The 26,777-nt window shown below is 39.4% G+C and carries 32 protein-coding genes and 1 pseudogene; 3 read left to right on the top strand and 30 right to left on the bottom strand.

What is annotated here, in order from left to right; all coding sequences use genetic code 11:
- Positions 1-377: 377 nt before the first annotated feature.
- The 3 genes from C0W29_RS14015 to C0W29_RS14005 form a co-directional block, all read right to left on the bottom strand.
- Positions 378-869, bottom strand: a complete 492-nt coding sequence (locus C0W29_RS14015) for an SMI1/KNR4 family protein (protein ID WP_045044565.1) — start codon at positions 867-869, stop codon at positions 378-380.
- Between the two features lie 2 nt (positions 870-871).
- On the bottom strand, positions 872-1,141 hold the full coding sequence (locus tag C0W29_RS14010; RefSeq protein ID WP_052671574.1) for a hypothetical protein: 270 nt from the start codon (positions 1,139-1,141) through the stop codon (positions 872-874).
- Between the two features lie 336 nt (positions 1,142-1,477).
- Entirely contained in the window at positions 1,478-3,160 is a 1,683-nt protein-coding gene (locus C0W29_RS14005) for a hypothetical protein (RefSeq protein ID WP_045044566.1), read from the bottom strand.
- 388 nt (positions 3,161-3,548) lie between these two features.
- On the opposite strand from C0W29_RS14005, the gene C0W29_RS14000 reads away from it, so the two are divergent.
- Entirely contained in the window at positions 3,549-4,067 is a 519-nt protein-coding gene (locus C0W29_RS14000; RefSeq protein WP_328588802.1) for a tyrosine-type recombinase/integrase, read from the top strand.
- Positions 4,068-4,318: 251 nt separating this feature from the next.
- On the opposite strand, the gene C0W29_RS13995 is transcribed toward C0W29_RS14000, so the two are convergent.
- From C0W29_RS13995 to C0W29_RS13980, 3 genes and pseudogenes are all read right to left on the bottom strand, one after another.
- Positions 4,319-4,783 carry a GNAT family N-acetyltransferase gene (locus C0W29_RS13995; protein WP_045044567.1) on the bottom strand — a complete coding sequence of 155 codons (465 nt, stop codon included), beginning with the start codon at positions 4,781-4,783 and terminating at the stop codon, positions 4,319-4,321.
- A gap of 139 nt (positions 4,784-4,922) precedes the next feature.
- Positions 4,923-5,387: a GNAT family N-acetyltransferase gene (locus tag C0W29_RS13985; protein ID WP_045044568.1), complete on the bottom strand. Its 465-nt coding sequence runs from the start codon at positions 5,385-5,387 to the stop codon at positions 4,923-4,925.
- A 629-nt stretch (positions 5,388-6,016) separates the two neighbouring features.
- Positions 6,017-6,139: pseudogene (locus tag C0W29_RS13980) on the bottom strand (DUF188 domain-containing protein); the annotation flags it as partial.
- Positions 6,140-6,766: 627 nt separating this feature from the next.
- On the opposite strand from C0W29_RS13980, the gene C0W29_RS13975 reads away from it, so the two are divergent.
- A complete protein-coding gene (locus C0W29_RS13975) occupies positions 6,767-7,129 on the top strand; it encodes a hypothetical protein (protein ID WP_045044569.1) in 363 nt (120 codons plus the stop codon).
- A gap of 770 nt (positions 7,130-7,899) precedes the next feature.
- A complete protein-coding gene (locus C0W29_RS13970; RefSeq protein WP_107174144.1) occupies positions 7,900-9,867 on the top strand; it encodes an acyltransferase family protein in 1,968 nt (655 codons plus the stop codon).
- A 223-nt stretch (positions 9,868-10,090) separates the two neighbouring features.
- Here the strand turns inward: C0W29_RS13970 and C0W29_RS13965 are convergent, their stop codons facing one another.
- From C0W29_RS13965 to C0W29_RS13845, 24 genes are all read right to left on the bottom strand, one after another.
- On the bottom strand, positions 10,091-10,684 hold the full coding sequence (locus tag C0W29_RS13965; protein WP_107174145.1) for a hypothetical protein: 594 nt from the start codon (positions 10,682-10,684) through the stop codon (positions 10,091-10,093).
- A 518-nt stretch (positions 10,685-11,202) separates the two neighbouring features.
- Entirely contained in the window at positions 11,203-12,507 is a 1,305-nt protein-coding gene (locus tag C0W29_RS13955; protein WP_107174147.1) for a site-specific integrase, read from the bottom strand.
- Positions 12,507-13,481 carry a contractile injection system protein, VgrG/Pvc8 family gene (locus C0W29_RS13950; RefSeq protein WP_045044486.1) on the bottom strand — a complete coding sequence of 325 codons (975 nt, stop codon included), beginning with the start codon at positions 13,479-13,481 and terminating at the stop codon, positions 12,507-12,509. The genes C0W29_RS13955 and C0W29_RS13950 overlap by 1 nt, the downstream gene beginning before the upstream one ends.
- Positions 13,482-13,484: 3 nt before the next feature.
- A complete protein-coding gene (locus C0W29_RS13945; RefSeq protein WP_045044485.1) occupies positions 13,485-13,688 on the bottom strand; it encodes a hypothetical protein in 204 nt (67 codons plus the stop codon).
- Positions 13,685-14,053: a phage tail protein gene (locus C0W29_RS13940; RefSeq protein WP_036794900.1), complete on the bottom strand. Its 369-nt coding sequence runs from the start codon at positions 14,051-14,053 to the stop codon at positions 13,685-13,687. Before C0W29_RS13940 ends, C0W29_RS13945 begins: the two co-directional genes overlap by 4 nt.
- 8 nt (positions 14,054-14,061) lie before the next feature.
- Entirely contained in the window at positions 14,062-16,824 is a 2,763-nt protein-coding gene (locus C0W29_RS13935; protein WP_045044484.1) for a phage tail tape measure protein, read from the bottom strand.
- A gap of 112 nt (positions 16,825-16,936) precedes the next feature.
- Positions 16,937-17,506 (bottom strand): hypothetical protein, encoded by a 570-nt coding sequence (locus C0W29_RS13930; RefSeq protein ID WP_045044483.1) that lies wholly within the window; start codon positions 17,504-17,506, stop codon positions 16,937-16,939.
- Between the two features lie 62 nt (positions 17,507-17,568).
- Complete coding sequence (locus C0W29_RS13925; protein ID WP_036794904.1) at positions 17,569-18,057, bottom strand: phage major tail tube protein; 489 nt, start codon at positions 18,055-18,057, stop codon at positions 17,569-17,571.
- On the bottom strand, positions 18,050-19,225 hold the full coding sequence (locus tag C0W29_RS13920; protein ID WP_045044482.1) for a phage tail sheath protein: 1,176 nt from the start codon (positions 19,223-19,225) through the stop codon (positions 18,050-18,052). Before C0W29_RS13920 ends, C0W29_RS13925 begins: the two co-directional genes overlap by 8 nt.
- Entirely contained in the window at positions 19,222-19,419 is a 198-nt protein-coding gene (locus tag C0W29_RS13915; RefSeq protein ID WP_045044481.1) for a hypothetical protein, read from the bottom strand. Before C0W29_RS13915 ends, C0W29_RS13920 begins: the two co-directional genes overlap by 4 nt.
- A gap of 57 nt (positions 19,420-19,476) precedes the next feature.
- Entirely contained in the window at positions 19,477-19,797 is a 321-nt protein-coding gene (locus C0W29_RS13910; RefSeq protein WP_080895319.1) for a tail fiber assembly protein, read from the bottom strand.
- Positions 19,798-19,811: 14 nt separating this feature from the next.
- Entirely contained in the window at positions 19,812-20,615 is an 804-nt protein-coding gene (locus C0W29_RS13905; protein WP_045044480.1) for a hypothetical protein, read from the bottom strand.
- Positions 20,616-20,618: 3 nt separating this feature from the next.
- The gene (locus C0W29_RS13900; protein ID WP_080895317.1) at positions 20,619-21,272 is read right to left on the bottom strand and encodes a hypothetical protein; all 654 of its coding nucleotides are present in this window, start codon (positions 21,270-21,272) and stop codon (positions 20,619-20,621) included.
- An 8-nt stretch (positions 21,273-21,280) separates the two neighbouring features.
- Positions 21,281-21,583 (bottom strand): hypothetical protein, encoded by a 303-nt coding sequence (locus C0W29_RS13895; RefSeq protein WP_045044479.1) that lies wholly within the window; start codon positions 21,581-21,583, stop codon positions 21,281-21,283.
- Entirely contained in the window at positions 21,576-21,956 is a 381-nt protein-coding gene (locus C0W29_RS13890) for a hypothetical protein (protein WP_146145996.1), read from the bottom strand. Before C0W29_RS13890 ends, C0W29_RS13895 begins: the two co-directional genes overlap by 8 nt.
- 6 nt (positions 21,957-21,962) lie before the next feature.
- Complete coding sequence (locus tag C0W29_RS13885; RefSeq protein ID WP_045044477.1) at positions 21,963-22,487, bottom strand: phage tail-collar fiber domain-containing protein; 525 nt, start codon at positions 22,485-22,487, stop codon at positions 21,963-21,965.
- A complete protein-coding gene (locus C0W29_RS13880; protein ID WP_045044476.1) occupies positions 22,484-23,227 on the bottom strand; it encodes a phage tail protein I in 744 nt (247 codons plus the stop codon). Before C0W29_RS13880 ends, C0W29_RS13885 begins: the two co-directional genes overlap by 4 nt.
- Positions 23,211-24,188: a baseplate J/gp47 family protein gene (locus tag C0W29_RS13875; protein WP_045044475.1), complete on the bottom strand. Its 978-nt coding sequence runs from the start codon at positions 24,186-24,188 to the stop codon at positions 23,211-23,213. The genes C0W29_RS13880 and C0W29_RS13875 overlap by 17 nt, the downstream gene beginning before the upstream one ends.
- Positions 24,185-24,517 (bottom strand): phage baseplate protein, encoded by a 333-nt coding sequence (locus C0W29_RS13870; RefSeq protein WP_045044474.1) that lies wholly within the window; start codon positions 24,515-24,517, stop codon positions 24,185-24,187. The genes C0W29_RS13875 and C0W29_RS13870 overlap by 4 nt, the downstream gene beginning before the upstream one ends.
- Positions 24,514-25,098, bottom strand: a complete 585-nt coding sequence (locus C0W29_RS13865; RefSeq protein WP_045044473.1) for a phage baseplate assembly protein V — start codon at positions 25,096-25,098, stop codon at positions 24,514-24,516. The genes C0W29_RS13870 and C0W29_RS13865 overlap by 4 nt, the downstream gene beginning before the upstream one ends.
- Entirely contained in the window at positions 25,079-25,528 is a 450-nt protein-coding gene (locus tag C0W29_RS13860) for a hypothetical protein (protein WP_045044472.1), read from the bottom strand. Before C0W29_RS13860 ends, C0W29_RS13865 begins: the two co-directional genes overlap by 20 nt.
- A gap of 7 nt (positions 25,529-25,535) precedes the next feature.
- Positions 25,536-26,051 carry a hypothetical protein gene (locus C0W29_RS13855; protein WP_045044471.1) on the bottom strand — a complete coding sequence of 172 codons (516 nt, stop codon included), beginning with the start codon at positions 26,049-26,051 and terminating at the stop codon, positions 25,536-25,538.
- Positions 26,032-26,364, bottom strand: a complete 333-nt coding sequence (locus tag C0W29_RS13850) for a hypothetical protein (RefSeq protein ID WP_045044470.1) — start codon at positions 26,362-26,364, stop codon at positions 26,032-26,034. The genes C0W29_RS13855 and C0W29_RS13850 overlap by 20 nt, the downstream gene beginning before the upstream one ends.
- Positions 26,365-26,383: 19 nt before the next feature.
- Entirely contained in the window at positions 26,384-26,707 is a 324-nt protein-coding gene (locus C0W29_RS13845) for a hypothetical protein (RefSeq protein WP_045044469.1), read from the bottom strand.
- Between the last annotated feature and the right edge of the window lie 70 nt (positions 26,708-26,777).

The following is a 26,777-nucleotide window of genomic DNA, read 5'->3' as shown; positions in this document are numbered from 1 at the left end:
ATATTACAGATGAAGAGTATCTTACTGTTTACCAATGCGCTAATACCATCACCAAAGTTGCAATGGAACTGGCCTATTTATGTGCAGCTCGTAAAGGTGACATATTAAAACTTGAGTACTCGCATTTATTAGATAGCATATGTTAAATAGGGCTGTTTTTAGAGAAAAGTCATACTAGGTGTCGAATGATAGGTTTTTAAGCCTTTAAAATCGTTCCTAGGGACGATTTTAAAGGTGGATTAGTAAATGAATATTAAAAAATATGTTTATATAGGAATATCCTTGAAATGATACGAAGAACCTTCACGTATAGAAAATTAGGGCGTATTACATTGAGCCAACGATATCACTTTCTACTTACTACACTTACATTTGTATTAATCATAAGCGTCATCAAGATTAGAAAAATCGTCAGCTAACCAAAACCAGTATCCACCTTTACAATTAAAAATATTTTCCAATAACTCACTAAAGGAAAGAGCTAGAACGGGACATTCACCTGGCGAGGCGTGTATATCCCAAAAACTGTCGTAGCATTTACCGATACGATTCTCACCGAGGTCAATTGATATTCTTTGCTCAGGTCCGGCTTCGGCTATGATGTACCAGTCATTTGATATGTCATTTTCAGGTATGTATTCTTCCCAGCCTTCAGGTAGTATTACTGGGTTAGATGATACTAGGTTATCAGGGCTAACGATTTCCATCACATAATCGGTACCGACAAAGAACTTAATACCTCCGCACTCCCTATAAAATTCTTTTAAATCTTCAGGTAAAGAGTGTTCACCACTAATTTCAGGTAAACCTGATGGGGGGAAAACAATACAAGTCTTTGAATTTCTTATTTTCTCTAGTAATGAATTCATATTTATTTTCCGTAAGTATATCGATTAAAACTATTGTAGAAATTCTGTCTAGCCGCCATCGGAACATTCGCAGCATCGAACCGCCTCTCCGCCATTTTTTGCATTTGTCTAGGCGAAAGGTTCTTAGCTTGACTCCGTACAGATCCCATAGTTTCTTTTAAATAATCATTTCCTGCTCTATGTGCTGCTTTGTGTCCATTAACACTAAGAGCCATAGTCGGATTTTCAGCCGCTCTACTTTTGTATCCAGAAATATTTTTTTGCCCAAACATCGTTAACACTGTGGTGATTTACAAAGGGGGAGTTAGTTGTTTCTGGACGTGATAGCGTATCGGTTCACATTAGATTCAATATGTTAAATACAGCCTTTAATGGAAAAGTTTCACCTAACTCATTTATATAGCTTTAAAGTAGCTTCTTAGCGCAACTTTAATAGCTAGATTATATATTCAATACATATCTTTATTTACTGACGTGTAGCGTTTTTTGCCACCAATATACTTAAATTAAACATTATTATTCCGTTGAACTTCCTTACAACAAAAAAATCCCCGAACATAGTCCAGGGATTTAGATTAAGGTACAGACCATAGGTCACCTTAATTTATTTAGTCTTTATCTACAGCATGAAAAATAGGTGCATGAGTGAAGTCTAAATTTTGAATACGGCCATCAGTTACAGTTACTTTTAGTGGTCCATATGCATAATAATCATCACCGATTTGATCAGGCTTATAGCCCATTACATAGTAAATTCCATCACTAAATATTGAATTAGAATATACAACTTGACCATTGTGAATCTCAATCGTTGTTGATATAGCATCAGGATCTTTTGCTTCAGCCTCTGATTTATCAATACTTACCTTTGTAATCTCCTTATGCTTACCAACATTTACATGTGTTGTTACTTCACCAGTGGATATAGTCTTCCACTGTTTTAGGATACTCATCGGGCGTACTTTATCATTGAATAAAACATTAAAACCTACTCTTGAATCATTAGAATCATCTGAAGTCTCAATATTTTTAATCACGATATAATCTGAGGTTTGTGCTAATACAGTACTAGTGTCTACGTAAGTTGTATTACCATCAATAATATTAATTGTTAATACATTATTTTTGATCGCCCACGAGCCAGCATTGAAGCTTTCACTCGATTCATTTGGCTCTGTTACTGTTAGTGAACTATCTGAATTGAAAGTACAACCAAATACATTAGGCTCTGGAGTGCTGTTATCAGAGTCATCCGTTAACATGTACCATGTTTTACCAACAAATTGACTTGCAGTAACAGGTAATGGTTGATTTGATTTTAAATTTTTTGTCGACCAAACAATCAAATCATGAGTCCCATCAGGATCGTTCATCACACTGATAATTAAATCCGAAGATACATAAAGGAATTTTTGTGCATCAGCGTTATTCTCATTATCCGTTGAAATGAAATTCTTATCTTTATCTATTGTATAAGTTACAGTCTCTGTGACACCGTCACTATCTGTAAATTCCAAATGATTAGCATCTTTAAAATTTATTGATGCTACACCACTATCTTTATTTTCATCACTGTTTACGCTTGCTATAAACCAAGTTTTACCAGCTAATAGATTGGCGATATTAACTAATGGTTGGGCTTCTGCTTTACCATTATTAATAACAATACGGCTATCCATTAATTGATTTATTTTGTCATTGTTTTCTGCTTCTTGAATAAAGCTAACTATTTTAGTTATTGTATCTTTGTGCTGAGTAACATCCACAATGTTATTTGTCATCACTGGTGTAATAGAGCGAGCAAGAATACGTGCTTTAGGATATTTTGATAAATCACCAAGAAGCTCTTGCTTTGTTAAACCATAGCCTTCTTCAATCTCAGATAATGCTATAGGATCAACTTTTGCGAGTGTAGTAAACGGTGTAATTACAGATTGATTTGCATCGGTGATCATTGAGTAGCTGTGAGTAACTGGTGTAATTTCATCGCTATCTTTTGTTTGCCCTGCAATAATCAGTGCAATTAAAGAATGCTTTGCATCATCAAGCGATACTTCAACTTTACCTTCTTTATTAGTTAGTTGCGGTAGAATTTTATCTGACTTGTCACATTGATCATTGTCATTTAGATCGATACAAATCTGTGCATTTTCTAATGCTCCGTCAATAACGGTGACTGTTTTTGTTGAAGATACAGGTACTGTCGTTGAGTCATTGCTGCCACCGTTACAACCTGAAAGTGAAAAAATAGAAATAAGTACGGTTGCAAGGATAGATTTATTAAATGGCATACTAAGCTTTATTTGTATTATGAATGAAGTAGTATATTGTATGTATTCCTAAAAGGAATGCAACAGCTTGCGCATAAAAACCAATCATTAATATGCAAATTATTCACTATAAACATAAATAAAGCTTGATATCCAATACATCCATTAGTGGTATTTTTATATAACGTTACGCATCACGCTCTCCCCTTCACCACCGAAAATAGGCAGAATCGCGAACCTCGGTGATGGTGGATAATAGAGCCGAGAAGTTTTCTTTTCCCGATAGCTGGGCTCGTTTGGTGTTTCTGAGCGTACAGAAGAACCTAACCAATAAGTTATCAAACCACTATGTAATCAGATCTAACAAATTGTTCTATTTCTCTTATATTGAAAATAATGCGGTCGACAGCTGCGCGGCCTAATTTACCAATGCGCTAATACCATCACAAAAGTTGCAATGGAGTTGGCCTATTTATGTGCCGCTCGTAAAGGTGACATATTAAAGCTTGAGTACTCACATTTATTCGATGATGGTATTTTCATTACTCAGTCTAAAACAGGTAAGAAACAAATTAAGATGTGGTCACCACGCTTACGTGAAGCCATCGCCCTATCTGAAACGTTAGCTCAAAAACAAACTAACTTCGTGCTTCGTCGTCCTAATGGTCAAAAGGTTCACGATCGTTCACTACAAGATTATTGGCAAACAGCAAAAAAGAAAGCGGCTTTAGAATATGATATCAATACTGATTTCACATTCCATGATTTAAAAGCTAAAGGTATTTCAGATTACGAAGGAACGATGGTAGACAAACAACGTTTCTCTGACCATAAAGAATTCGCTCAAGTTAATACCTATGATCGAAAAGTGGACATGGTACCACCACTCAACCTAAAAAGTATTAATCAACCAAAGAGTGATCAATAGCAAAAAGCCCTCCTATTTAAAGTGAGGGCTTTTTGCGTTGAGGTTATAGCGTTAACTCTAGCTCATTTGTGGACAAAAGTGCGTTATGCAATTTGCTGTATTTTGGCTGGTAGGTATTAGGAAAAGTATGGTAAAGATAAGAAGGTCAGTATCACCCTTTATGATATTCGCAATATATATTTATATATGGTGGCTTGGCCTTGTTCAATACTTTTGATAGGTGTCGACTTCGCAATACATATCCTTATATGTTAATTGTATTTTTCCATGACGAAGTTTCTTAGCTTTTGGCCTCGAACTTCCATTTCTTGAGATTTAACTACTTTAAACCCAAAGTATTCATAAAACGGTCTAGCTGTAATACTTACTTCTGAATACAAACGTTTAATATCACGTTCTTCTGCCACGCTAAGCACATGAAACATTAAAGCTTTACCCACTCCCTGCCCTTGATATTCATAATGGCAAAAGAAATGATCAATTAACCCATTTGATTGTAAATCAATATAACCAACAATAATATTATCTATCTCAGCAACAAATGGTGATAAGCCAGACATTCGCTTTTTCCAAACTGAGAAATCAAGACAATCTGGAGCCCACGCCTCTATTTGTTCTTGGGAGTAGTCACGAAGATTAACATTACGAATCGTGTAAAAGTGAATATCCCAAAGTGCTTTAGCATCCGATTCAACGTACTCTCTAATTGTTATCATCGTACTTCCTCCGTAATACAGTTAACGCCTAATTAAGGTGTGAGGCACGTAATACCAATGCTACCGCATACCACCTTAATCACTTAAACTGACGCATAATAAAAATACCACGCGTGCCGAATCACTCTTTAATTGTTTGTTATGTGTGGATATGATAAAAATGCCCTGACTCAAATTCGTTCTCAGCTACGCACTTTATTTGCCACCCAAGTTTATACGCCACTTTTTGGCTACCCGTATTATCTGAAGCTATGAAAACTTTAACTTGAGTTAAGTCGATGGATTGAGCCAGTTTGAATATTGCTGACTTGCACATTAAAGGCGCTAGCCCTTGCCCCCAAAACTTCTGACGAATAAAATACCCAAAGTCTAGTTCATCATCAAGTAGCGTAATTCCACAAAACCCAACAATTTCGTTAGTTTCAACAGACCTGAACGCAAACCTAGTTTCTGCCTGTTGCTCGTCAGCAAACCAAACCTCAGCTTCTGCATCAGTCAAAGGCCTTCTCGGTCCCAAAAACCTCATAGCATGCTCGTTTTGCAGTAAGTCAAACACAGCACTTCGATCACTATCAACTAATTGTGAAATAAAGATTTTGTCCAAGTATACCTCCTAACATATAACGCTAATTAGACGGCTAAAAGTCGCCTTTAACTCGCACATAATGCCGTCTTTCACTTACTGACTCAATTACAAATCAATATCTTATCAACAATGCAAGGGAACTAAGCTGCTAAGAGGTGCATAATTCCTAAATGACCGAAATTCGCATAACTTTTTATAGTGCAAATTCACATTAACAAGATATGAATGAGTAAAAGGTCTAACGCATAATGGGGCAAAAGCGTGTTAGATTCATATTTCACACCATTGTGATCACCAAGCAATTCTGTCGTATCGTAACTACCAAGCCTATTAACCAATGCCATAGACTTACATTTTTAAAAACCATAATACTTTATATTAATCCCTACCTATTTAAATAAACAATTTAGGCTATTACAGTCAGAATAAATCGCTAAATCCCACTATATTAAATTCATTTATTTAAATAATTATGCATGCTAATTTTCTGAAAAAACGCAAAATATCCATTTATATTAGCAATTCATATTAGCAATTCATATTAGCAAAACGTTAGCAATTGGGATTTAGCAGGAAAATAAGAAGAAATATGAATAACGTAGAAGGGAGAAATGGAGGTAAAACAGCGTTACCTCCAAAGTTATAACTTATTGTATCTTATGATTTTTAGCTAAAAAAGCATCTAGTTTATTAGCGAAATTTTGGCGGTCTGCTTGTGTTAATGCAGACGGTCCACCTGTCTGAATTCCACTACTCCGCATGGTTTCCATAATATAAAATAATTAACTGTATATACATACAGTTAATTTGAGTTGTGCTAACATGCCTTCGTTTGTATACTATTGAATATATTGATATTTACTTAGAATCGTTAGCAAACATTTATATACCTTTATGTATTAACAATAATGACAACAACGTTAAATTAAATAGTCGAACCACAACACCTCCTGATTTTAGAATAATGACATGTGCACCTTCAGTTCTTATGAATAACGATAATGACGAGTTAGGGAAAGTTAGTGTTTTGGCACTTTCAACTAGATATAAGGCGTTATAGTTTTTAGAAACCATCCGCAACATTAGTAACAAATTATCAACAGTACTTTGTTGTTATTATCCGTATCGTAAATATATCAAAACAAAGCTTACAACCCCGTTTAGAGCTGAAGTGTGATCGCGTGGTGCGTAAAAGGTTCAATATGTTAAATACAGCCTTTAATGGAAAAGTTTCACCTAACTCGTTTATATAGCTTTAAAGTAGCTTCTTAGCGCAACTTAAAGGACTAGGTTATATATTCAATACATATCTTTACTTACTGATATGCAGCGTTTTTTTCAATCAATATACTTAGATGCTAGTATCCGCTCCCAATTGATTTTGATTGATACTTTTTATGAAGAAAATAGTTACGATTAGCTTTATTGCATCTACTTTATTATTGACGGGCTGTGCTCAAAGAATTGCTGACTTTACGTTAGCATCTACAAAAAATGTTAATTTGAATAACGGTCATTTTGTAGAAGGTCCGAGAGTAGTTGGTGAAGATACAAAAGCTATTTTTATTGTGCCTCTTGGCGTTCCTTCTATAAAAGAAGCTTCTGATAACACAATTGAACAAGACCGATGTGCCGTCGGATTAACTGATGTAGCTGCTGATAGTGAATTCTTTTCGTTTTTAGTTGGTTATGTGAAATATAAAATCGAAGGTAATCTATTAATAGATAAATCAAAGCCTGGCTGTGAAAGCTGGAAATAATTAATCACTATATTTTCATGAGATTACAAGGTCGTCATTGACGGCCTTTTTTATAAATAAAATATAGAATGTATAGAATGTATAGAATGTATAGAATGTATGTAAAATAAAGCTGTTTTATTATTTTCTAGAATAATTTCACTTTGTTGGCTTGACTCTAATACGTAACTTGTAACCATTTGATATTCAAGAGCTAAATAACCTTTCAAATTACTTAGGACACTTCAGAGACAAAGCTAGGTATTAATTCCATTAAATTAGCATAGCCTAAAGTGTCCTCTAGCGACTGAATGCCACTACTCCGCATGATTTCCATCAGCATTAATTTACAACTATATAAATTATGTAGCGACTCCTTTTCTATCTTTTACCCATTATCCTATTAATCAACTTTTTGTACTTAATTAACTAAACTTAATTTGTTAAATATTAACATCTGTTAAGGAGAGATAATGTCTTCCAAAGGCGGTAATTCGAAAGGAAGTTTAGAGGCCCTTCTAGTCATACAGGACCTGGAGGAAATTGGCCTAGCACCACCGGTAGTCCTTCTGGTAGCGGTAGAGGTAATGCTCAACCGAAAGGAAAATAACTAAGTACATGTTATATATAAAATAGGCGTCTCATAAGGCGCCTTTTTTATATATGCAGTTACAATGTATAGAATTGCTTTATAGTCAATATATTTAATAATATCAACAATAGAATAAATTACTTATATATATAGTTTTGATATTATACCTGCCGTTTATCTTATTAGATTTTTACTTTTCATGAAATTTAGAACCGATATCAATGGATTGAGAGCTCTTGCTGTCATAGCTGTTGTCTTATTCCATTTTAATCCTACATGGGTACCTGGTGGTTTCGCTGGGGTTGATGTGTTTTTTGTTATCTCTGGTTTCTTAATGACAGGGATCATATTTCGTGGGTTTGAAAAAAATAATTTTTCTATTATTAATTTCTATATCGCTCGAGCCAACCGTATTATTCCTTCATTATCAGTAGTTTGCTTAGTTTTACTAGTGTTTGGTTGGTTTTATCTTACCCCGTTAAATTATAGTATGTTAGGTAAACATATCGCTAGTAGCATGGGGTTCTTATCCAATGTGATTTATTGGCGAGAGGCTGGTTATTTTGATACTGCATCACATAGTAAGTGGTTGTTGCATACATGGTCTCTATCAGTAGAGTGGCAATTCTACATAATTTATCCTGTAGTATTAGTGCTTTTAAAGAAATACATGCCTCTAAACAACATTAAGCTTTTACTTATTATTGGTACAATGCTTGGTTTTATATTTAGTGCTTATATAACATATCGTTGGCCTAATCCGGCTTACTTCCTATTGCCAACTCGTGCATGGGAAATGATGGTAGGAGGTCTTGCATTCCTTTATCCATTACAGAGTCTTAAAGAAACAAGCAAAAAATACTTAGAATGGTTTGGTATTGCCTTAATCTTATCTTCATATGCATTTATATCGAAAGATAACTACTGGCCTGGATACTTAGCTTTAATCCCTGTTTTAGGTGCTTATTTAGTTATTGTAGCTAATCGTAGTGGTAGTGTAATTACAGATAATGTACTAATGCAAAAAGTAGGTTTATGGTCTTATTCTATCTACTTATGGCATTGGCCTGTAATGGTATTTGGCTACAACTTTGAAATACAGCATTGGGCATGGATTGGTATTCCTGTTTCTTTTGTACTCGGTTTTTGTAGCTACAAGTTTGTTGAAAGTATTAAATTCCCTGCATTATCGACTATTTCCTTTAAGACTTTTATTGCATTTAAACCATTGTGGATAGTGGTAAGTCTTGGATTAGTTTCTAGCTATATTTTTATTGAACATGGTATACCAAAAAGGTTCCAATCTAATATAAATTATATAGAAGACTTTGCATCATCACTATCTTCATCACAAGATAACAATGTAAAAAAATTAAGAGAACAATGTGAAGTCGGAGATTTAACATCCAAAGGGTGTAATAAATTTGAAATTGAAAATAATGTAGCTGGAATTATTATAGGAGATAGTCATGCTCAAGCTATCTCTAGTGGAATATATAAATCACTTAAAAGTAAATATAAAGGAAAAGAACTTTTAAATTTAGGGGCATTTGGGTGTCTTCCTATTTATGGTGTTATTCATAGTGATCCTTCAAGGAAAAATTGTAGTGTATACAATGATAAATTGTATTCCTTTCTTAAGTCACACTACGATGGCGTTCCTGTGATATTAGCTGCTAGATTAAACATATACCCATTTGGTTTTAATGAATCAAATCAAGTAAATAAACCATATATATATCTTGATGGATATAATAAATTTTCTAATAATTATCTTGATGCATACAAAAAAGACTTTATAAAAAGTGTATGTGATATTCATAAAAATCACCCAGTTTATATATTAAAGCCCATACCTGAGTTTATAGTTAACGTACCAGAAACCATGGTTAATAACTTATTACAAAATAAAAAACATGATGTAACCATATCTGTGAAATCTTATGAAAAAAGAAATAAATTCACATTATCTTTATTAAATCAGGCAAAAAAACAATGCGGAATTAATATTATTGATGTAAACCATTATTTACTAAATACTAAGAATAATACATTCTATGCAAATATAAAAAATAAGCCGCTTTTTGTTGATAATAATCATTTAAATATCTACGGTGCTAATCTTTTATCTCATGGATTTGATAACATTTGGAATTCAAAATCATGATCTATTAAAGATTAGTGTATATAAAACCCTTGATATTAATTATTAATTTTATAACATTTTTATTCAAAACGTGTTATCAGATTATCGTTACGCATCACGCTCTACCCTTCACCACCGAAAATGGTCTAAATCACCAACCTCGGTGGTGGTGGCTAAGAGAGCCGAAAAATTTTTATTTCCCGAGAGTGTGACTCGTTAGTCCGATTTTAAATACAGAAAGAACCTAGCCTATTTTTTTATCCATTTGACTCCATGCATCTATTGCTATTTCAAGATTATTTTTTATCTTCATCTGCCTTTTTTTTATTAAATCAGTCTTGATCTTTTTCTCAAGTGAAACTAATTCAGTCATAAAATCTGAAAGTGCTTTGTTTATTTTAAAATACTCTTCAAACCTTTCTATATTTAATTTTTTTTCATCTTTAACGAATTTGAGTTTTTTATTTATTCCGTCTATTATGCTAGTAATAGTATCTATAATAATCTTTCTATACTCTCTAGAGTATTCTTGCTTTTTTATTGTATGCAAATTGAACATATATGGAATTTTCACATATTCTATTGAATGTGCATATCGATATGTGAATTTTATCGAAGATATACCGTTCTTAAAAACATTTAAACCATCATTAAATATTTCTAACACTTGATTCTTGTATACATCTAGGTTTTTTCTACTAATACGTATATTGATACTTTCAGGGTAAAATTGTGCAAAATCATTAACACAGGCTTGAAGATTATCAACAACAGAGGCAACAACCAAGTCATTAATTCTACCTAACTTTTCTTCGTATTCATACTGTATATCAGTCATACTTATACCTTTACTTAGTCATTGAATTCTTTTTACTCTTGACACATATGACACATATGACACATATGACACATATGACACATATGACACATATGACACATATGACACATATGACACATATGACACATATGACACATATGACACAAGATTATCATGAACCTAGTATAATAAAACTATTCTTTCATATGAATCATATAATTTTGTATTTATATTTTAGACCTCCGTTACTTTTAACAAAAAATTCTCTCACCAAATACCCCCTTTCCCAAACCGTCTTCAACAAAGTACTCGCCCACGAACAAGACAAATCACAACGTTCGGCAATCTGTTCCGCTGTTACCTTTTCACCAGGCATAATCGACTGCAGAACTTTCAACTGGGTTTTACTCAATTTGATTAGGCCAACTTGGTGAGGAACTGCTCGTGCTGCTCCCATCAAATTAGCGTTGATTTGTTCGTTTTTCGTACAAATCTGCATTCTTATTATCATCCGCTGAGGTTTATAATGAAAAGTGGCTTCAAGCCAGTCTGGATAAGGGTTTATCGAGGATTGGATTTTGAATCGAGACAGGTGCTAGACAGGTACACCATCCTTTTTTAAGCCATTTATGGTACGTTTCTAACGCTTCTTTCTTCTGTAATTCCATATGTGTATGGATATAGGCTTGATCTAACTTATCTCGAGCATGATTGAGCAGTGATTCACAGACAATGTAATCAACCCCTAATTCCGCCCATATTGATCGTGCTCGCTTTCTAAGATCATGTGCACTCCATGCTTTCTTTGATACTCCTCGTACCCATTCACTGGCTTTAGCACTGTGGATTGGCTGATTATTCCAACGAGATAATGGGAACAAGTGATCACTGTTATAGCCTAGCGCACGTTGCCATGCTTGATATGAACGTAATAGTTCAATCATCTCAGCGGTAAGTGGATAGCTCATTGCTACCCCATTCTTGGCGTCTTCTTTAGGAATGAACCACCGCTTTTCAATAAAACTGATGTTCTTCCATAAAGCCTTTCTGGTTTCACCAATACGAGAACCATGCGCTAACATCATCATCAGTAATAATCGTTGTGGTGGTTGTTGTTGGCCAATCGCCGGCAAGATATCAATCAGGTCTTCAGTATTCACTCGGCAGCCTTTTATTTGAGCTTCTGTAACAGAGAAAGTCTCAGGGAAAAACGTCTTAAATTGCACTTCTGATAGTGGATTGGCCGTGATGTGTTTCAATCGTCTAGCAATAGAGAAAGCTGTTTTCAATAAGAAGAAATTCGCCCTCACATAACTCACCGAATAGCCTTGCTCAAACATAGGCTGAATCAAGGCACTGTCTATCTTTTGATGGTCAATATCAGTAATAGCAACACCATGAAATAGGCTCATCACATGAGTTTCAGCCATACTTTTTAGGTTATTCAATCGCTCTTTCGTGGAACGTTTTAAAGTACATTGCCGCTGAACATGCCAATCAACCAGCTGATCTACCGTTTCAAAGCGATTACATTCGATGGCTTTTCCTTTAGCTATTTGGACAGATACCGCACTCACCACATCCATAATATCTTTAGCCTGAGTACCAGGATATTTAGCAATACGATATGGGTATTGTTTGCCAGCTTCGTAACGATAAAACCACCACGTTCCACCGGTTCGAGATGCGTTAAACCGCAAGTAAAGTGGGCATCGAACATCTTTTAACTGGCGTACACGTTGATCATTAATATGACGTTTGATTTGAGCATCAGAGATTTTCACGGGGAGTGTTGCAGAAAAGAAGGCATGTTGATTAAAGCGAATTTTACTGTTTGTGATCATTACTCACCTATTAACGTAGCTTGAATACTCATTCGATTGGGTTGTAATCCTTGGCCAGAGAACGACACTTGATCAACAGAACATTGACCTTTAAAGGCGCGAGGAAAAGTGTCATCAAGTAGCACTAGCCCTTCGGCAAAAATAGTGGGATTAGGCGGCGCTTCAATGCTGATTTTCCGCCCTTGGCGTTGCATTTTTCGAAGCTCTGCAGCACACGCTTGTTCTGCTTCATTCTTGGTGTTCTTATCTTTGCCTAATGACTTAAACGGTTTACTCCCCACTTTGACCTGTTGCCGGCTTCCATCTGCAGTTGAACTATAAAAAGCTTTAACACCATTAAAATCTTGTCGACCATCTAGCTCTGCAGACACATTAACAAAGTCACTATTGCCCGGATGATTCACCACTGGGAGTGACAGCGTAACGCTTTCAATACGCTTACCTGAAGCACTACGTTGTTCACCAATTGGCACAAAAATAAACCGCCCTTCAACAGGTTTCGCTATTGCATCATAAGACTTGGCCAAGCGGTTCATAAATGCCGGCGTACTTTCATCAGAACGATCTATATGCTCGATTTCAATTTTTTGTAATCGCGGATGGACAAAAACATCAAAGCCATGAGGGGTAAGACAGTCATACACGACTTGTCCTACTGTTGTTTTATCCCAGCTGCACGACTTACGTTCACGATAACCACTTTCATCTTTGATAGAGAAAGGCGCAACGGTGAGAACTAACGTGATCTCTCTTGGGTATAAATTCACTGACCGTTTTGATATCTGAAAACTATCCCGTACAACATCCCCCAATCGCACCGAATAACGTTCACCTTTGGGTGGCAGTCCATCAACATCATCAGAGCTCACCACCAAAGTGACGTTATCACCTTCGGTACCGTTGCCATCATTCAACCGCCATGACTTTAAACGGTCCAAAATCAAATCTGCATTATTGCCTATTAAATGAAACATTCCTTAATCCCATGATTTAGTAACACGTTGAGTTTTAGGTACCTGCTTGACTTGAGGTAACACCACTTCGGTATCGACAAAAAAAACCTCACGCCGAACGTGAGGATTTAATTGATAGAAGGCTTGTTCTAATTGGTCATTATCTTGGCCAGTGTGCTTATAGAGTAAATCCGTGATCAACTCACCTGCTTTGGCGCTTACCTTCACTCGCGGTACTCCTTCAATTGCAGCATGACATCCGTAACCATGGCTTGACCGTTATGAATCAATGCCGACTTACCTTCTTTCAGTTGTTGAATCGTCCATTTACCTAAGTTAATACCTTGGCCATCACTGACTTGTTGTGGAGATTCAATTAACGTTCGAAGCTTTTCAACTGACTCCTGCGCCCCGTATTGCAACCACTTAGCGGTTATATCGAGGGTTTCAAGCGGTTTTCCTGTCATTTCAGAGCGTGCATCATAAATCAAACTGACTTCTGAATACGCGCCTGGTGATGTTCGCTCAAACTTCATAATCGGTGTTTTGTCACCCACAGAAAAAACGAACTCACCAATCACTAAATGGTGCATAACGATCCTTAGCTATCTCTATCAATAGCGGCATAACTAAATTGGGTTGATAAGGTGTTCTCGCCCATTAATGACGATAATTGTTGGTTCATTTGACGGGTAATTTCTTGCGCTATCAGCTTTTCATCTTGACCAGCTGCAGCCGTTATTTGAAAGGTAGGTGAAAATGATATAGGTGGGCTTTGCTTAGCCATCGCCTCTTTGCTTTGAACTTCATCGACCTTTTTAGCGGTTTCTTCAGGTGAATCAAGTTTCTTGCCAAACCAGCCGCCGAGCATTTCACCGCCCATGCCACCCGCAATAGAACCCAACAAACCACCAATCGCGGTACCGATACCAGGTAAAATGAAAGTACCAATGGCAGCACCTAACGCACCACCGCCCATAGAACCACCGATATCCCCCAATGCACCGCCTGTTTGTTCCATATCGCCATTAATGACACCTTCAACAACGGAAGAGGCATTCATCATCATTCCCAGTGGTTTCAATACCTTGGTAAGTCCTGTTTTACCCGCAGTTTCAGCAATATCACCACCAATTCCAATCACATCCATTGCATCTGATGCCATCGCGTCCATAGGCATTAAAGCTAATCCAGAACCCGCTAAGGCCATAGCAGCACCTTTAGGGGTAACATTACTTACCAAAGACTGAGCACCAGAGCCCACCTTTTGAGCCATTCGACTTTCTATAACAGAACTAAGTAACCCACCTAACCCTTTACGGCGACCACGAACACGGCGACGACCTTTACGCTTGTTACGAGAACGGGCTTCTTTACCTACACTGCTATTGCCTTTACTTTCTGGCCCTTGGCTAGATGAAACGGCAGCATTTAAGCTTCGCCAACGTTTGGCAGCCAATGCTGCAATCCGTCCACCGTCTTGGGTTTCACGATTTAAACCTTTCGTAAATAAACGGGTTTTATCCATCGAGTTACCAAAGACGAGCGATAACGCTTTCCCTGCTAACAACACCCCTTTCAAACCAATAAATGCTGCAACACCAATACCCACAGCTTGGGTAACACCCGTATTCGCTTCAGCAAAGTTAGCCAGTAAATCAACACCTTTGCCTAACGGTTCAAGTACCCAATTAAGAGCTGGTAATAACGCGGTACCAAACACCACACTGAGTCGATTTAACTTATTCACGAACATATCAATGCCACTGCCTGTGGTACTGATTCTGGCATTGTATTCTTGATCAAGAGAATCAAGATGAACGGTAGGATCTTCTTTTGAAAGCGTTAATAGCTTGGTGAAATTCGCCATATTGCCTGATAGTGATGCCACTGCACCTTTGGCTTCTTCACCAAATATCTGACTCAATATGGCGCTTTTATCTTCTTTTGGTGCCTGATTAACGGCATTAAGCACTTCAATCAGAGTACCTGACGCATCCTCTTGCATTCTTGAGGCAATATCATCAGCATCTAAACCAATTGAGGCCATTGCCTTTTGTTGAGTACCACTTGCTGCATCACCTAACGTCAATCGACCTGATATATTCTTCAAAGCCGTTGCTGCACGCTCTTCACCCATGCCTAATGACAATAATGAAGCCGATAATGCCGTGGACTCATTAACTTTAAAGCCACCTGTTTTGGCTGATGCCCCTTCACGCGCCATCACACCCGCAATATCTTTCGCTTTGGCATTCGAGTTATTAGAAAGGTAGTTCGAAAGACCAGCAACATTCATTGCCCCTTGTTGATCAACACCTAAGGCTGCTTTAAACACAGATAAGGTTTCACCGGCTTGACCCGCATCCATATCAAAGGCAACCCCCATCTTGGCCGAATCAAGTACAAAGCTTTTCAGTTCATTGATATCTTTAATGCCACTTTGGCCACCAGCGGCTAACATCGCATTGATATTATCGGCACTCATTGGTGTTGTTGTTGAGGTTTTCAGCGCCCACGATTGCAATTCTGAGGATTGCTCATCACTCATGTTGACGACTTTTTTCACATCAGCAAATGAGCTTTCATTTTTAATTGCTGTCCATATCGATCCAACAATCGGTGCTGCAGCTGCCGCTAACCCTGTTGCTTCACTGCCTATTTCACCTAACTTAGCTTTACGACTATCAATGCGACCTTGGATTGATTGCATCTCTTTTAATCGCGCATTCTGCTTTTCAAGGGCTAAGGTAGCTTTATCAGCTTGTTGCTTTAATCGGTTTTGTTCATCACCAAGCTTATCGGTACTCACACCCGCCGCTTGCAGTGAGCTTTTTAACTTATTTAAGGTGCTATGTTGCTTCTCTTGTCTGTCGGTTAACTTGCCTAACTTACCGCTGGCACGTTTATAAGCGACAGAGAGATCATTGGTTTGGGCTTTGTTCTGATAAATCTCAGTATTAAGTGATTCAAGTCGAAGTTGGGCTTCTTTTAGCTTAACTTGTAAGGCTTGTGCCCCTTCCTTTGAGGCTTGCTGCATTTCCTGATTTAACCCACGAATTTCGTTCTGAGTTAAATTGTATTCACCCCGCAATTGAGTGGTTTTCAGCTTGCTCTCAGCTATGGCTGCACTAAGAGAAGTCATGGTGCTTTTGGTTTCAGTTAATTGAGCCGATAGCTTTTCAGCTCTAAGCTCTGCAGCTTCAAAGCCTTTAATACCCTTTAACTGACCATTTAACGACTGAACCTCACCCCGTTGTTCCGCCAGTGCTGCCGTTAACCGTTCTGTTGCGGTAGTAGTTGAAACAATGTCTTTAACGCCTTTGACTGACGCATCTAAGACAAAACTAATCTTTTCCGTCATTGTTTGACTCCGAGCTTAGATAAGATCAATTCATAACGCCGTAATGCCTGGTCTTGTGACCATTCTCTGAGTTCACTTTCAGTGGTATTACGGTGCATTGGGATCAAATCAATCAGGGCTTCGACGTCACGGGGCGAAAGTAATCCCCCGCAAGTTGAAAAAAAGCGCCCACCTGCGGTTTAATGGCCAAGTAATCATTCAATGCCATGGCGTCCATATCTTGTTTATCTAAATGACATACCACCCGAAACATAAACTCTTCACGTTCGTAATGATCATCAATATCTGCCAATGCTTCAGAGTGTTTCACCTTAGGAACAGCAAATTTAATGTGGCTAATGGTTTCTTCTAGTTCATTGGTAAACGGAAACGCCAAATCAAATTCAAAGTCTTTACCCGTTAATGAATGATCATTCATTTCATCAGATGGCGTTAAGATAAAGGCGCGAATATCTTGATGTAATTGGGTAAAATCAGGCACCGACAGCTCTTCAAACTCAGTCGGCGTTAAGTCCGTACAAGCTAAAATCATCGCCTTAAACTGCTTAAATTGTTCAGCGGCAGACAGATCATCTTTCATCACAAAAGGCAGCTTGCGAAACGCGCCTAAGGTGATGGTATTAATCGTTAATTTATGACTACCTGAACGGTTAAAAAATGGCAGTGTGGTTTCTTTCTTCATGGCTTTTTCTCATAAAAAAAGCGCCCATAGGCGCTATCAGTCATACATAATTCAAAGACGGTTTAAATGATGCCGGCTAATCCCATCAAATCGACACCACCAATAATGGTTTTACCGGTATTCACATTGATATCATGAACCACAATACCCGTATCATGTTGGGTATACGCTTTACAGGTACCTTCAATAGTGATGGTTGGCTTCTCGCCCATCTTCACCGCCTCTTTCTTAATGGCCGTAATCGGTCCATACATTGAATAGGTTTCCACATAGGGAACACCATCGGTACTTTTGCCTTTTTCTACCACGTTAATTTGGGCATTACCCATGGTGTACTTACCCAAAGAACGCGATAACACCCCATGTTCACCTTTGACTTTTAACGACCAACTGAGCTTTTCTAAGCCAACAGTATCTTCAGAAGCCACAAATGCGCCTTCGTTATTGGCTAATTTGGCTTTCACTTCCGGTGGCGTAAAGTCCACAATTTCATTCATCAATGGCACAGATTCAACCTGTGCCGTAATACGCATACGAATACGATCAGCCATTTACCACCTCATCAAGCCATGCTGCAATTAGCCCGTTATCAACACTCATTTCATACACCATGTGTTCATTCGGTGAATAGCGGCCATAATTCACACATAGGAACCATCGACCCGCTGTATAATTTTCTAGATTATTCTTGGTAGGATGAAGAAAGGCTTTAAACACCGGAATAACAGTCTGCGCGACTAAATCCTGTCCCCAATTGGTTAAACGATCAACAACTTGCTGCATGAACTCTTCAGTCAACTGTTTACCCAATAGCGGTTGGCTAGTTTCTTCTAACTTACGTGCCATCAAGTCTTCTAAACCAACATGAGAGATAAAACGTCCGGTATTAGTGCGGTTACCAATGATCGAATAACCGCCCATTCGTGTATGCGCTATCGTCACTACACCATGTTTATTCAAAAAATTCGCTTGAGTAGTTTTATCATTGATTTTATAGGCAATATTACGGGCGGTTTCATCACACACTACTGAGCGATTTTGTGGGCTTTCCCAACCCGATACCGAAGCCATTGCAGCTACTAAAGCGATGGATGCCGGCATTAATACCTGTACGCCATCGTAAGTTTTCAGAAACCAAGGATCGATAATGCACAGTTTATCTTCGCCTGTTCCTTCAGCACCAAACCCTGCAGCAAACTCAGCGGCAGCCATATCATTAGTGTTTGGGCCATCAAGTACAGGACGACAACGCACATCACGCCCAATTAATGCCAACTTTTGTCCTACTGCTTTTGAATGAAAACCAGGAGCGGCAATAATGGTGGGTGTTTCAGGGCAAGCCTTAACGGTTTCCAAACCACGAATGGCACCGGTTGCTGAATCCACACCACCAATCACATTGGCTTCGGTTACTGCAGTAGTCGCACCGACTTCGACCACCGTGACATAGAGCGCGCATTTCACGTACTCAAACAAGTAACGCACCACTGTCGGTAATGAACCTTGACGGTTACCGGTTGAATCTAATGCCATTATTGCATCAGCATAATTCCATAACCGTGTTGGCTCGTTATAAACTATGGTGCCGCGTTTATCGGGAGCCGTACCAATCAAGTGCACCACCTGTTGCGCTAATGGCCCCATACTTGGTTGCGGTTCTATGGTACGAACCTCAACCCCGTTTAATTCAAAATCTTGAATGGGTGCTAATGAACTCATTGTTGCTGTCCTTTGGCTTGTTGTTGGACTGGAAGTTGTGCCGGTTTACCAATCTTGCCATTCATCAACAAAAAGGCGGTTTGTGTTGGGTGCAAAGCAATGGTGTTATCTGCAGGTAAATACCAACGGCCATTTAAACGAAAAGGCTGCAAGATCGGATGATCTTGCAGCCCTGTTAGATTCAAGGTTGCCATGTTATTCCTTTTAACTCAGATTTTAGATACAAAAAAACCGCTAACTAAGAGCGGTTTCTAAATAGTTGGCTTCGTTGGCCATACGATATCATCAGGATTATCGTAAGTTTGAGGGATATCCCGTAATGCTTGGCGGTAAGCAGTAAATTCAGCTTTCTTTTCGGAGGTTAGTGGCGCATCGTTCGTCTGAGTCCAGTCTGTTTTTATCATCAGTTGATCCCGCGCTTTTCGAGTCTCTGACCACTGATTTTGTTTTTTTAAAATATCCGCTTGTTCTTTTGTTATACCAAAAAACGAATAAATTGGATCACCATTATAATCTTGATCATTTAAATTAAGACCGTAAATACGCTGACCATTAATCAGTATAGAATCCATAATATGATCACCCTTTATGCTAATGAAATATTCGTTAATGTATTTGCCGCAGTTGCACCAGATAAACAACCTTTTAATGTTTTAGATGTATCCGATAATGAAACACCATTAAAAGTACAATAAAACGTATCACCTCCTGAGTTTAATTTAACTTGAAGGCCAACATGATGAATAATGACGGCTCTAAAATTATAATCAACACGAGAATAATGTGATGAAAACTGATGATCTCTTATTTTAATTTCACTATGAGATAATGAAATTAACGCATTACCAACTTCACCTAACGATCCATCTCTAGAAATAAAACCGCCATATTCTGGCCATGGTTTTGTTTGATCTAATGGTAATGACATTGTATCAATGACACATTCAACAACAGTAATACTGCTAAAGGTCGAGACTATAAAACCATTAAGAATACTCCCTGTTGGCGCATCTGTTGTTAACATTTTGATTACAGGTTTAGAACCCGCACTGTATGCTGCTAATTGTATCTTTTTATTTGTTGCATTAGTAAATCGAGGAACTGTTCCCGACATGAAATGGTCTTGATTTTTCTTCAAAAAAATACTTACTGAACCATTTATAGGTGTACGAATAACCGCTTCATATATTGTCTTGATCGGTAAGGATTGTGTCCCTAATGCATTGTCATTACCTGCGACACTATCAATATAAAATGTTTTATGTAATTCTGGAATAGCTTTAACTGCAGCATCAACCTTCTTATCAATCTCCCCAATCTTGCCGTTCACTGCACCGGTTAAGTTTTCTGAGGCTTTAACTAATGCCCCTATTTGTTGTTCTAAACTCATTGATTAATTTCCATTAATTGTATTCGCTGCATCATTGAACGATGCGGCAAGTCGTGTAAAACCATCCGCAATCTCTTGCTCTAATGTCGATATTTGGCCTGAGGTTGCATAGTGAGCTGGCGCATTACCACCAAACAGCGTGGTGTCTGCCGCTTTACCTCGTTTAGTTAGAAATTGTGCATCCGCCGCCGTGATGCTGTAGACCTGATTGGCATTGGCTTTCTTGGCTAGCTCTGCTGTCATAGTGGCAGCAAAATGCGGATCATTACCCAGTGCCTTGGCCAACTCTTCAAAGGTATCTAATACTTCAGGCGCTATGCCTATCAATTGCTTAATACGGGCATCTATTTGTGCCGGTGTTAAGGTATCAATCGTGTCAGCTTTATCATCAAGTGCTGGAATGGTGACCTGCAATGTGACATTACCCGAACCATCAAATGACACGGAGCCATTCGCATCACGGCCAAGGGTTATGGTACGTGCGACTTTGAGTTTATTGGCCGTTGCGGTGTTAGCGCCTAAGGTAGAAAGCGGATCATCAAGATAAGAACGTGAATAGATTTCTGTTTTGTCAGCTTTTAATCGCAACTTGCCATTAATCACACCCATCACGTTATTGAGTGCCGCTATCAGTTGGTCAATTTTATTGTTTAACACCCTCACTCCTAAGCAGAAAGTTCCCCCGCATGAAAGTTAAACCCATTGGTGATATTACTAATGACGCTATCTAGCAATGTTGCTGTTGATTGAGTAACTTCAGAAGCCGCCACTGCTAATGCTTTAGCTTCTGCAGCCGTTGCTAAGACTTCTTCACTAACCGTACCCACAGGCCCTTGCTGACCAATCGTTACCACTTGAACATTGGGCTTCACTTGCTCTCGAACAACAGCAATCCCTTGGGGTAACCGCACTGTTATCACGCGGTCAGTATTGAGCGTGACCAACACTTTTGCATTTGCGCTAATCATCAACCGCCCCTTTTATCAAAACAGCTGGACCGCGTAATATGCTGTAAGGATCACCACTTGGAAACGTTACCCGCACTTCATAACTCGCGTTCTCCCACGCTGTTGGTTGGTGGCCTTGAGTTTGGTCATGGGTGACTTTGATATCGAGCGCATCGCTTTGCTGTGGGTGTTCAATAATGGTGATATGTCCAGATTCTGTAGTACCACGCACCAACACCTCACCCTCAATCGAACGAACAACAAAAACAGCGGTACACCCAAACAATTTCACATAAGGATTGCTGTCATCACCCGTTGTCCAGCTAACATCAAAGCCATAGGTTGTACCTGCAATAATGCTCAATAACGGCGGTCCCTCCATTGTGCATGCCATAATCCCTCACACTCTTTTCTCTAGTTCATTAAAACGAAATAGCAATTCAAGATGGCGCGACATATTGCCAATTTGAGCAGTGGCCATCGTGGTTAACTCTTCACCCAATAACAGGTTTATATTGTCATTACCGACCTCAATCGTGATGCTATTTGACGGCAATGGGGAGACATCTAGCGTGAACTTCTGCAACCAGCTGGCATTGGCTGATTTATACGCCAATAACGTATTAGGTACTGAATAGACCGCTAATAAGGTGCCGGTTTCTAAAAAGAACCCGACTTCTCGCACTTCATATTCCAGATTGCCTTTAAATACCGCCGCCATACGTAGTTGTGTTGGGCTCAACTCTTCCCAATCTGAAATCAGTTCACGTTGCCTTTCGTTGTACAACGCTTTTTGTTCAGGTGTTGGCTGATAACTGCGGTCACCCGCTGCTATCCATTTAATCGCCCCTTTAATGCCTTGGTTTTTGGCGCTAATTAGCTCGGCCAATCCCACTTTAGTAAATTGAACAACGGGTGAACTCATGTTCTTACTCCTAACGTTATATCGGTACTCATCACCATACGCATACCGCCTGCAAAATAGCTCCCTCCTGCACACCACGAGTCATTAGGCATGCATCCCTGATATGACTCATCACCGACCGTGGTATGAAAGTGAGCACCTGACACACCAAAGGGAGCCAATACCAGCGGTGATGGTGGCATGATGCCAGTCGCTGAATCATCGTAATCAACAACGGATGGCTGTTTTACCCCTGAGAACGTGAGTCCAGTATCTAAACCAAAGGCTAAAATTAGATCAACGGTGTCACGCTCAGACTTGGTGTTTTCAATCCGTGTCAGCATCCGTTTGGCGGTTTCTTGATTCACTGGCTTATTACGTTTCCAAGCCACCACTTCAATATGATAAGGACCCGGCGGCGCTTCCATTTGATACCAAGGGGTAACTTCAATATCACAATCCAACGCATCCATAGCCACCGCTAAACCGTGACGAGTCCCCGCTTTTCGATGAATTTCAAAGGCGTTATCGGCAGTTTTACGCTGTTGTTCTAATGAATCTTCAGGTCGCCAATCAGTTACCCCACGCTCACCAGCCAGTAAGGAAACAAATTGTTCTGACGTTAGTCGTGGTTGTTTCAGTTCGGGGAAAGGATCGGTTTGGTTAGCCAGTAAGGTATGCCAAGCATATTCTAGGGACTCTTCAATCAGGGTACGGTTTTCAGGTTGAACAGAAATAAAAGGCTCAGTCACCTCGAACATCAATGATCACCTCCGTACAATACGGCGCTTCATCCCACAGGCAGATAACATCAGCTGCAGGTTCGTGGACTTTGGCACGTTTAGCACCTAACTCATAAAGAATGTGTGCCACCTCTTCTCTATCAACAATGCCATTGAGCTTATGGCGTTTTTCAGCTAATGCCCATGCAGCGTGTTCGGCTTGGGCTTTATCAACATGCGAACTTGGATCAGAGCCGGTATACACCGTGGCCACAATTCGATATAGCTTTGGAGCCGCACTTTTGGTGGTGATTTCATCAGACTCTTGGGCTATATCATCACGTTGAAGGTAATCATCTACCCGTTTTAATAACGCATCACTGGCAATGCCTTGTGGATGTTCTCGACTTAGCACTGCTACACACACTTTGCCAGAGTTAGGCTCTAACATTTTAGGCATCGCATCTTTAACCGGCATCGGCCTGTTTAAGTGCTGAAATTCATACCGCATCACCACTGCATCGGGTTCTGATTCAATCTTTATCAGCGGCCGTTCATCTAAGGTCAGCGCATGAAATTTATACCCCATTCGCGTACCTGTGGTATGGAACTGATAAGGCGCTAAATCAAACCGCTGCAGTAGGCTTTCATCTGATTCCATGATGGCAGGCTTAGGTGGAAAAATACTGTTATCACTCGGCGTTAATACTTGCCGCTTTAAGCCATATTGCAATGCCAGCAAATCCACCATGTCGGATTCAGTCACGAACTTACGAAACATCTGTAAGGCTTGGTGATTCTGCTCTCGAATCTCAGCCACCCGCTTTAATACAAACGCCTGAGTCACTTGTGCCAGCAGTTCACCATCATTGGTCATGGCTTGGTGTAATAACTGCGCTTTGTCAGTATCTGACTTAGCACAATACGCCACCGCTGCTTGAATATAGTCACTGAGTAAGGTTTCAAATTCAGGCACCACAAACGCTTTAGGTAAACTCATAACCGCACCTGTAATTCAATATCATTCCCTCGCCACACGCCTTTCACACTCACTGAAAAACCCGTATCACTTGCTATGGCTTGGCACTGTTTGGGTTTAAATTGGGTTAAGCCATTAGCAGGATTAGCCAACGCTTCAAGAGATAGGTTTTGCACTATCATGGCTTCAGTTGGGTTTTGCATTCGACCTAAACGGGCAATGGCTTTATTGCCTATTTGGCGGCGCTTAATGCGTGATGTCATTTGTGTTGTCAGGATCCGTTCAAACCGACAGGTTAACGCAGCCATACCCGTGACGGTTTTCCCTGTTTTAGGATCAATCCCTATCATTGTTGTTGCTCCGTTTGGCTGGTATGAGGGTTTCCATGTAAGTGGATATGGTCGTTATAAATCTGACGATCAGCAGCCATCGAACGAGTACCATCAGCCACATCCCCCGAAGCACGATAATTACCCTCTTGCTCAATATCACCCACCACTTTGACACCACCAGGATAATGCGCCGTTAATGCACCAGTATCTAAGTCATAACACTCAGTCATACCGTTGCCGTAATCAGTCATCACTTGGTTTTCTTCGGTCGTCGGACAAGGAAAGTTTGTTGAAGATAACCCCATCAGAGCAACGGAATTATTGAGGTTATCGCCACAGCCTAAGTTAATCAGAATGCACTGTTCACCAACACTAGGACGGCGATAGTGACTAACTCGCCCCGCACTATGAACAAAAAACGGCACCCGCGTTGCCTTATTCTGACCAGCAGTAACATCAACAGCTTGTTTTGAAGTCGCTGCCACCACGCCTAAACGAATAATATTGCCCGAAGAACGGCGGTTTTCTTCCATTTCTTCACGCAAAGCCATCACTTCTTTTTCTAACGAACGGATCCGTTCAACTAATGCCCTCAACATTGGCTTGCGTTCCTATAATCTCATGCCAATCGTGTTCAATCGGCCCCATAAAAATACGCTGTTTGATAGTAACAACCCGTAAGAACACCCCATTATCTGGATTAAAACGGCGCGGCAGATTTGAAATCAACCGCGCCTCTTCAACATCATCCACACAACCAAAGCGTTCATTGAATAACTCACGCTCAATACGGCTTGATAAGTCCAGTGCCACCACATCAAAGTTAGCTTGAGCAATCGGCACTTCAACCAAGAATCTCAGCTCAATTTCATGGATTTTACGGCCATCATTGTTGGTGTGATTAATGGATTGGCATTCACCGCATTGGTAACGCACGATAGGTGCACTTGGCTCTGTTTCTTCACGTTGATAGGCGGTTTCTATCTTGCCGAGTTGTAAACACTGTTCTAATCGTTCAATGACAGTCATCACCCATTCACTGGGTGCCCGAAAGAATGAATTGGAACTCACGATGAAAAAACTCCTCAAATTTACGGTTTAAATCGGGTAAGTAAGAATCAATGATCTCTTCCGACTCTTCACTAATATCGATGGTGACTAACTTAATGGATTTTCGACCTTTATTTTCACGGCGAAAGACCAACAGTTGATCACTGTCCATTGGTGAGATAAACGCGCCATCATAGAAATGACTACCCACTTGCACCCCTTTACCATTTTGAACTGGTGTCCCTAATCGATGCACACCAAGGCTTCTTACCCCCACCCACAGCTTTGACATACCGCCGTTTTTATAAGTTCTAAAACGGGTGGTCATGGCTTTTGAATCAATACTGAGTTCATAGCCTAAATCAGCCATAGAAGCCGCCCTTAACCAGCGATTGGTTTTAATCATCGCTTGTTTAGCGGCTTTTGCTAATTCATCGGGAAGGTAGGAAAGACGAGCAAGAAAACGGGTGTCCAATACCATATTAGAATTCAGAGAAGTCATGCTTAATCCCTGCTTGAGACAGATTTAAAACATATTCACGCTGCAGCTGACTGTCTTTATTACCCTTACCTTGTTCATGGCCAGAGAACGCCAAGCTATAACGCTTACCTTTTATCATCATGGTTGATAACGGTGGTAAACAACTGGCCGTTAATAACCGTTTAATGGCATGACCTTCTGATGATTGGTGTTTGATATAACCTTGAATTTTCCGTTGTTGGCCATCGGGTAACATCACCACTAATTCACTGCCAAAACACTGCTGAATAGAGGCTCGAATCAATTGCCGAGCATCATCAAACACACTCTTCACTGATCACCTATCATGTGAGTTAACTGATTAAGGCCACACCCATCAACAATACGCCATTATCAATGAATGAGCCGATAGGAACGGTCACAGCACCTTCACCCGTAGGTAACGTTTTAGTAAACACCCCATTATCAAAATAAGCGGCCTCACCGATAAATGAAGGAGAATCGCCGGCTTTAATCGGTCCATCAAATAAACCACGGTAAGTACAACTCACCACTTGGCCTTCTTGAGCCGAATAGTTAGGTATCACAATTAACGCACCGTACTTCACTGGCACATCTTTAACAAAACCACCCACTGGCGCTTTTAAATCAATCTTTGAACCATCAGCAATACGCATAGTGTTCTCTGTCCCTGTTGTTTATTTCACTTATAAAAAAGGATGCCGAAGCACCCTATAAGAATAGATA

It is taken from the genome of Photobacterium kishitanii (assembly GCF_003026355.1).
In the GTDB taxonomy this organism is placed as follows: Bacteria; Pseudomonadota; Gammaproteobacteria; order Enterobacterales; family Vibrionaceae; genus Photobacterium; species Photobacterium kishitanii.
This window is presented reverse-complemented; position numbering and strand designations above follow the sequence as displayed.

Bases quoted from the DNA above. Each gene is read 5' to 3' on its own strand.
- C0W29_RS13860 (WP_045044472.1), bottom strand. From the start codon at position 25,528: ATGACTGTCATTGAACGATTAGAACAGTGTTTACAACTCGGCAAGATA.
- C0W29_RS13845 (WP_045044469.1), bottom strand. From the start codon at position 26,707: ATGCGTATTGCTGATGGTTCAAAGATTGATTTAAAAGCGCCAGTGGGT.
- C0W29_RS13905 (WP_045044480.1), bottom strand. From the start codon at position 20,615: ATGAGTTTAGAACAACAAATAGGGGCATTAGTTAAAGCCTCAGAAAAC.
- C0W29_RS14005 (WP_045044566.1), bottom strand. From the start codon at position 3,160: ATGCCATTTAATAAATCTATCCTTGCAACCGTACTTATTTCTATTTTT.
- C0W29_RS13855 (WP_045044471.1), bottom strand. From the start codon at position 26,051: ATGACTTCTCTGAATTCTAATATGGTATTGGACACCCGTTTTCTTGCT.
- C0W29_RS13975 (WP_045044569.1), top strand. From the start codon at position 6,767: ATGAAGAAAATAGTTACGATTAGCTTTATTGCATCTACTTTATTATTG.
- C0W29_RS13865 (WP_045044473.1), bottom strand. From the start codon at position 25,098: ATGTTGAGGGCATTAGTTGAACGGATCCGTTCGTTAGAAAAAGAAGTG.
- C0W29_RS13920 (WP_045044482.1), bottom strand. From the start codon at position 19,225: ATGAGTTCATTAGCACCCATTCAAGATTTTGAATTAAACGGGGTTGAG.
- C0W29_RS14015 (WP_045044565.1), bottom strand. From the start codon at position 869: ATGAATTCATTACTAGAGAAAATAAGAAATTCAAAGACTTGTATTGTT.
- C0W29_RS13955 (WP_107174147.1), bottom strand. From the start codon at position 12,507: ATGATCACAAACAGTAAAATTCGCTTTAATCAACATGCCTTCTTTTCT.
- C0W29_RS13995 (WP_045044567.1), bottom strand. From the start codon at position 4,783: ATGATAACAATTAGAGAGTACGTTGAATCGGATGCTAAAGCACTTTGG.
- C0W29_RS13880 (WP_045044476.1), bottom strand. From the start codon at position 23,227: ATGTTCGAGGTGACTGAGCCTTTTATTTCTGTTCAACCTGAAAACCGT.
- C0W29_RS13890 (WP_146145996.1), bottom strand. From the start codon at position 21,956: ATGGCATGCACAATGGAGGGACCGCCGTTATTGAGCATTATTGCAGGT.
- C0W29_RS13930 (WP_045044483.1), bottom strand. From the start codon at position 17,506: ATGAAGAAAGAAACCACACTGCCATTTTTTAACCGTTCAGGTAGTCAT.
- C0W29_RS13885 (WP_045044477.1), bottom strand. From the start codon at position 22,487: ATGAGTTCACCCGTTGTTCAATTTACTAAAGTGGGATTGGCCGAGCTA.
- C0W29_RS13970 (WP_107174144.1), top strand. From the start codon at position 7,900: ATGAAATTTAGAACCGATATCAATGGATTGAGAGCTCTTGCTGTCATA.
- C0W29_RS13910 (WP_080895319.1), bottom strand. From the start codon at position 19,797: ATGGATTCTATACTGATTAATGGTCAGCGTATTTACGGTCTTAATTTA.
- C0W29_RS13965 (WP_107174145.1), bottom strand. From the start codon at position 10,684: ATGACTGATATACAGTATGAATACGAAGAAAAGTTAGGTAGAATTAAT.
- C0W29_RS13870 (WP_045044474.1), bottom strand. From the start codon at position 24,517: ATGATAGGGATTGATCCTAAAACAGGGAAAACCGTCACGGGTATGGCT.
- C0W29_RS13915 (WP_045044481.1), bottom strand. From the start codon at position 19,419: ATGGCAACCTTGAATCTAACAGGGCTGCAAGATCATCCGATCTTGCAG.
- C0W29_RS13895 (WP_045044479.1), bottom strand. From the start codon at position 21,583: ATGATTAGCGCAAATGCAAAAGTGTTGGTCACGCTCAATACTGACCGC.
- C0W29_RS13875 (WP_045044475.1), bottom strand. From the start codon at position 24,188: ATGAGTTTACCTAAAGCGTTTGTGGTGCCTGAATTTGAAACCTTACTC.
- C0W29_RS14010 (WP_052671574.1), bottom strand. From the start codon at position 1,141: ATGTTTGGGCAAAAAAATATTTCTGGATACAAAAGTAGAGCGGCTGAA.
- C0W29_RS13925 (WP_036794904.1), bottom strand. From the start codon at position 18,057: ATGGCTGATCGTATTCGTATGCGTATTACGGCACAGGTTGAATCTGTG.
- C0W29_RS13940 (WP_036794900.1), bottom strand. From the start codon at position 14,053: ATGCACCATTTAGTGATTGGTGAGTTCGTTTTTTCTGTGGGTGACAAA.
- C0W29_RS13950 (WP_045044486.1), bottom strand. From the start codon at position 13,481: ATGTTTCATTTAATAGGCAATAATGCAGATTTGATTTTGGACCGTTTA.
- C0W29_RS13935 (WP_045044484.1), bottom strand. From the start codon at position 16,824: ATGACGGAAAAGATTAGTTTTGTCTTAGATGCGTCAGTCAAAGGCGTT.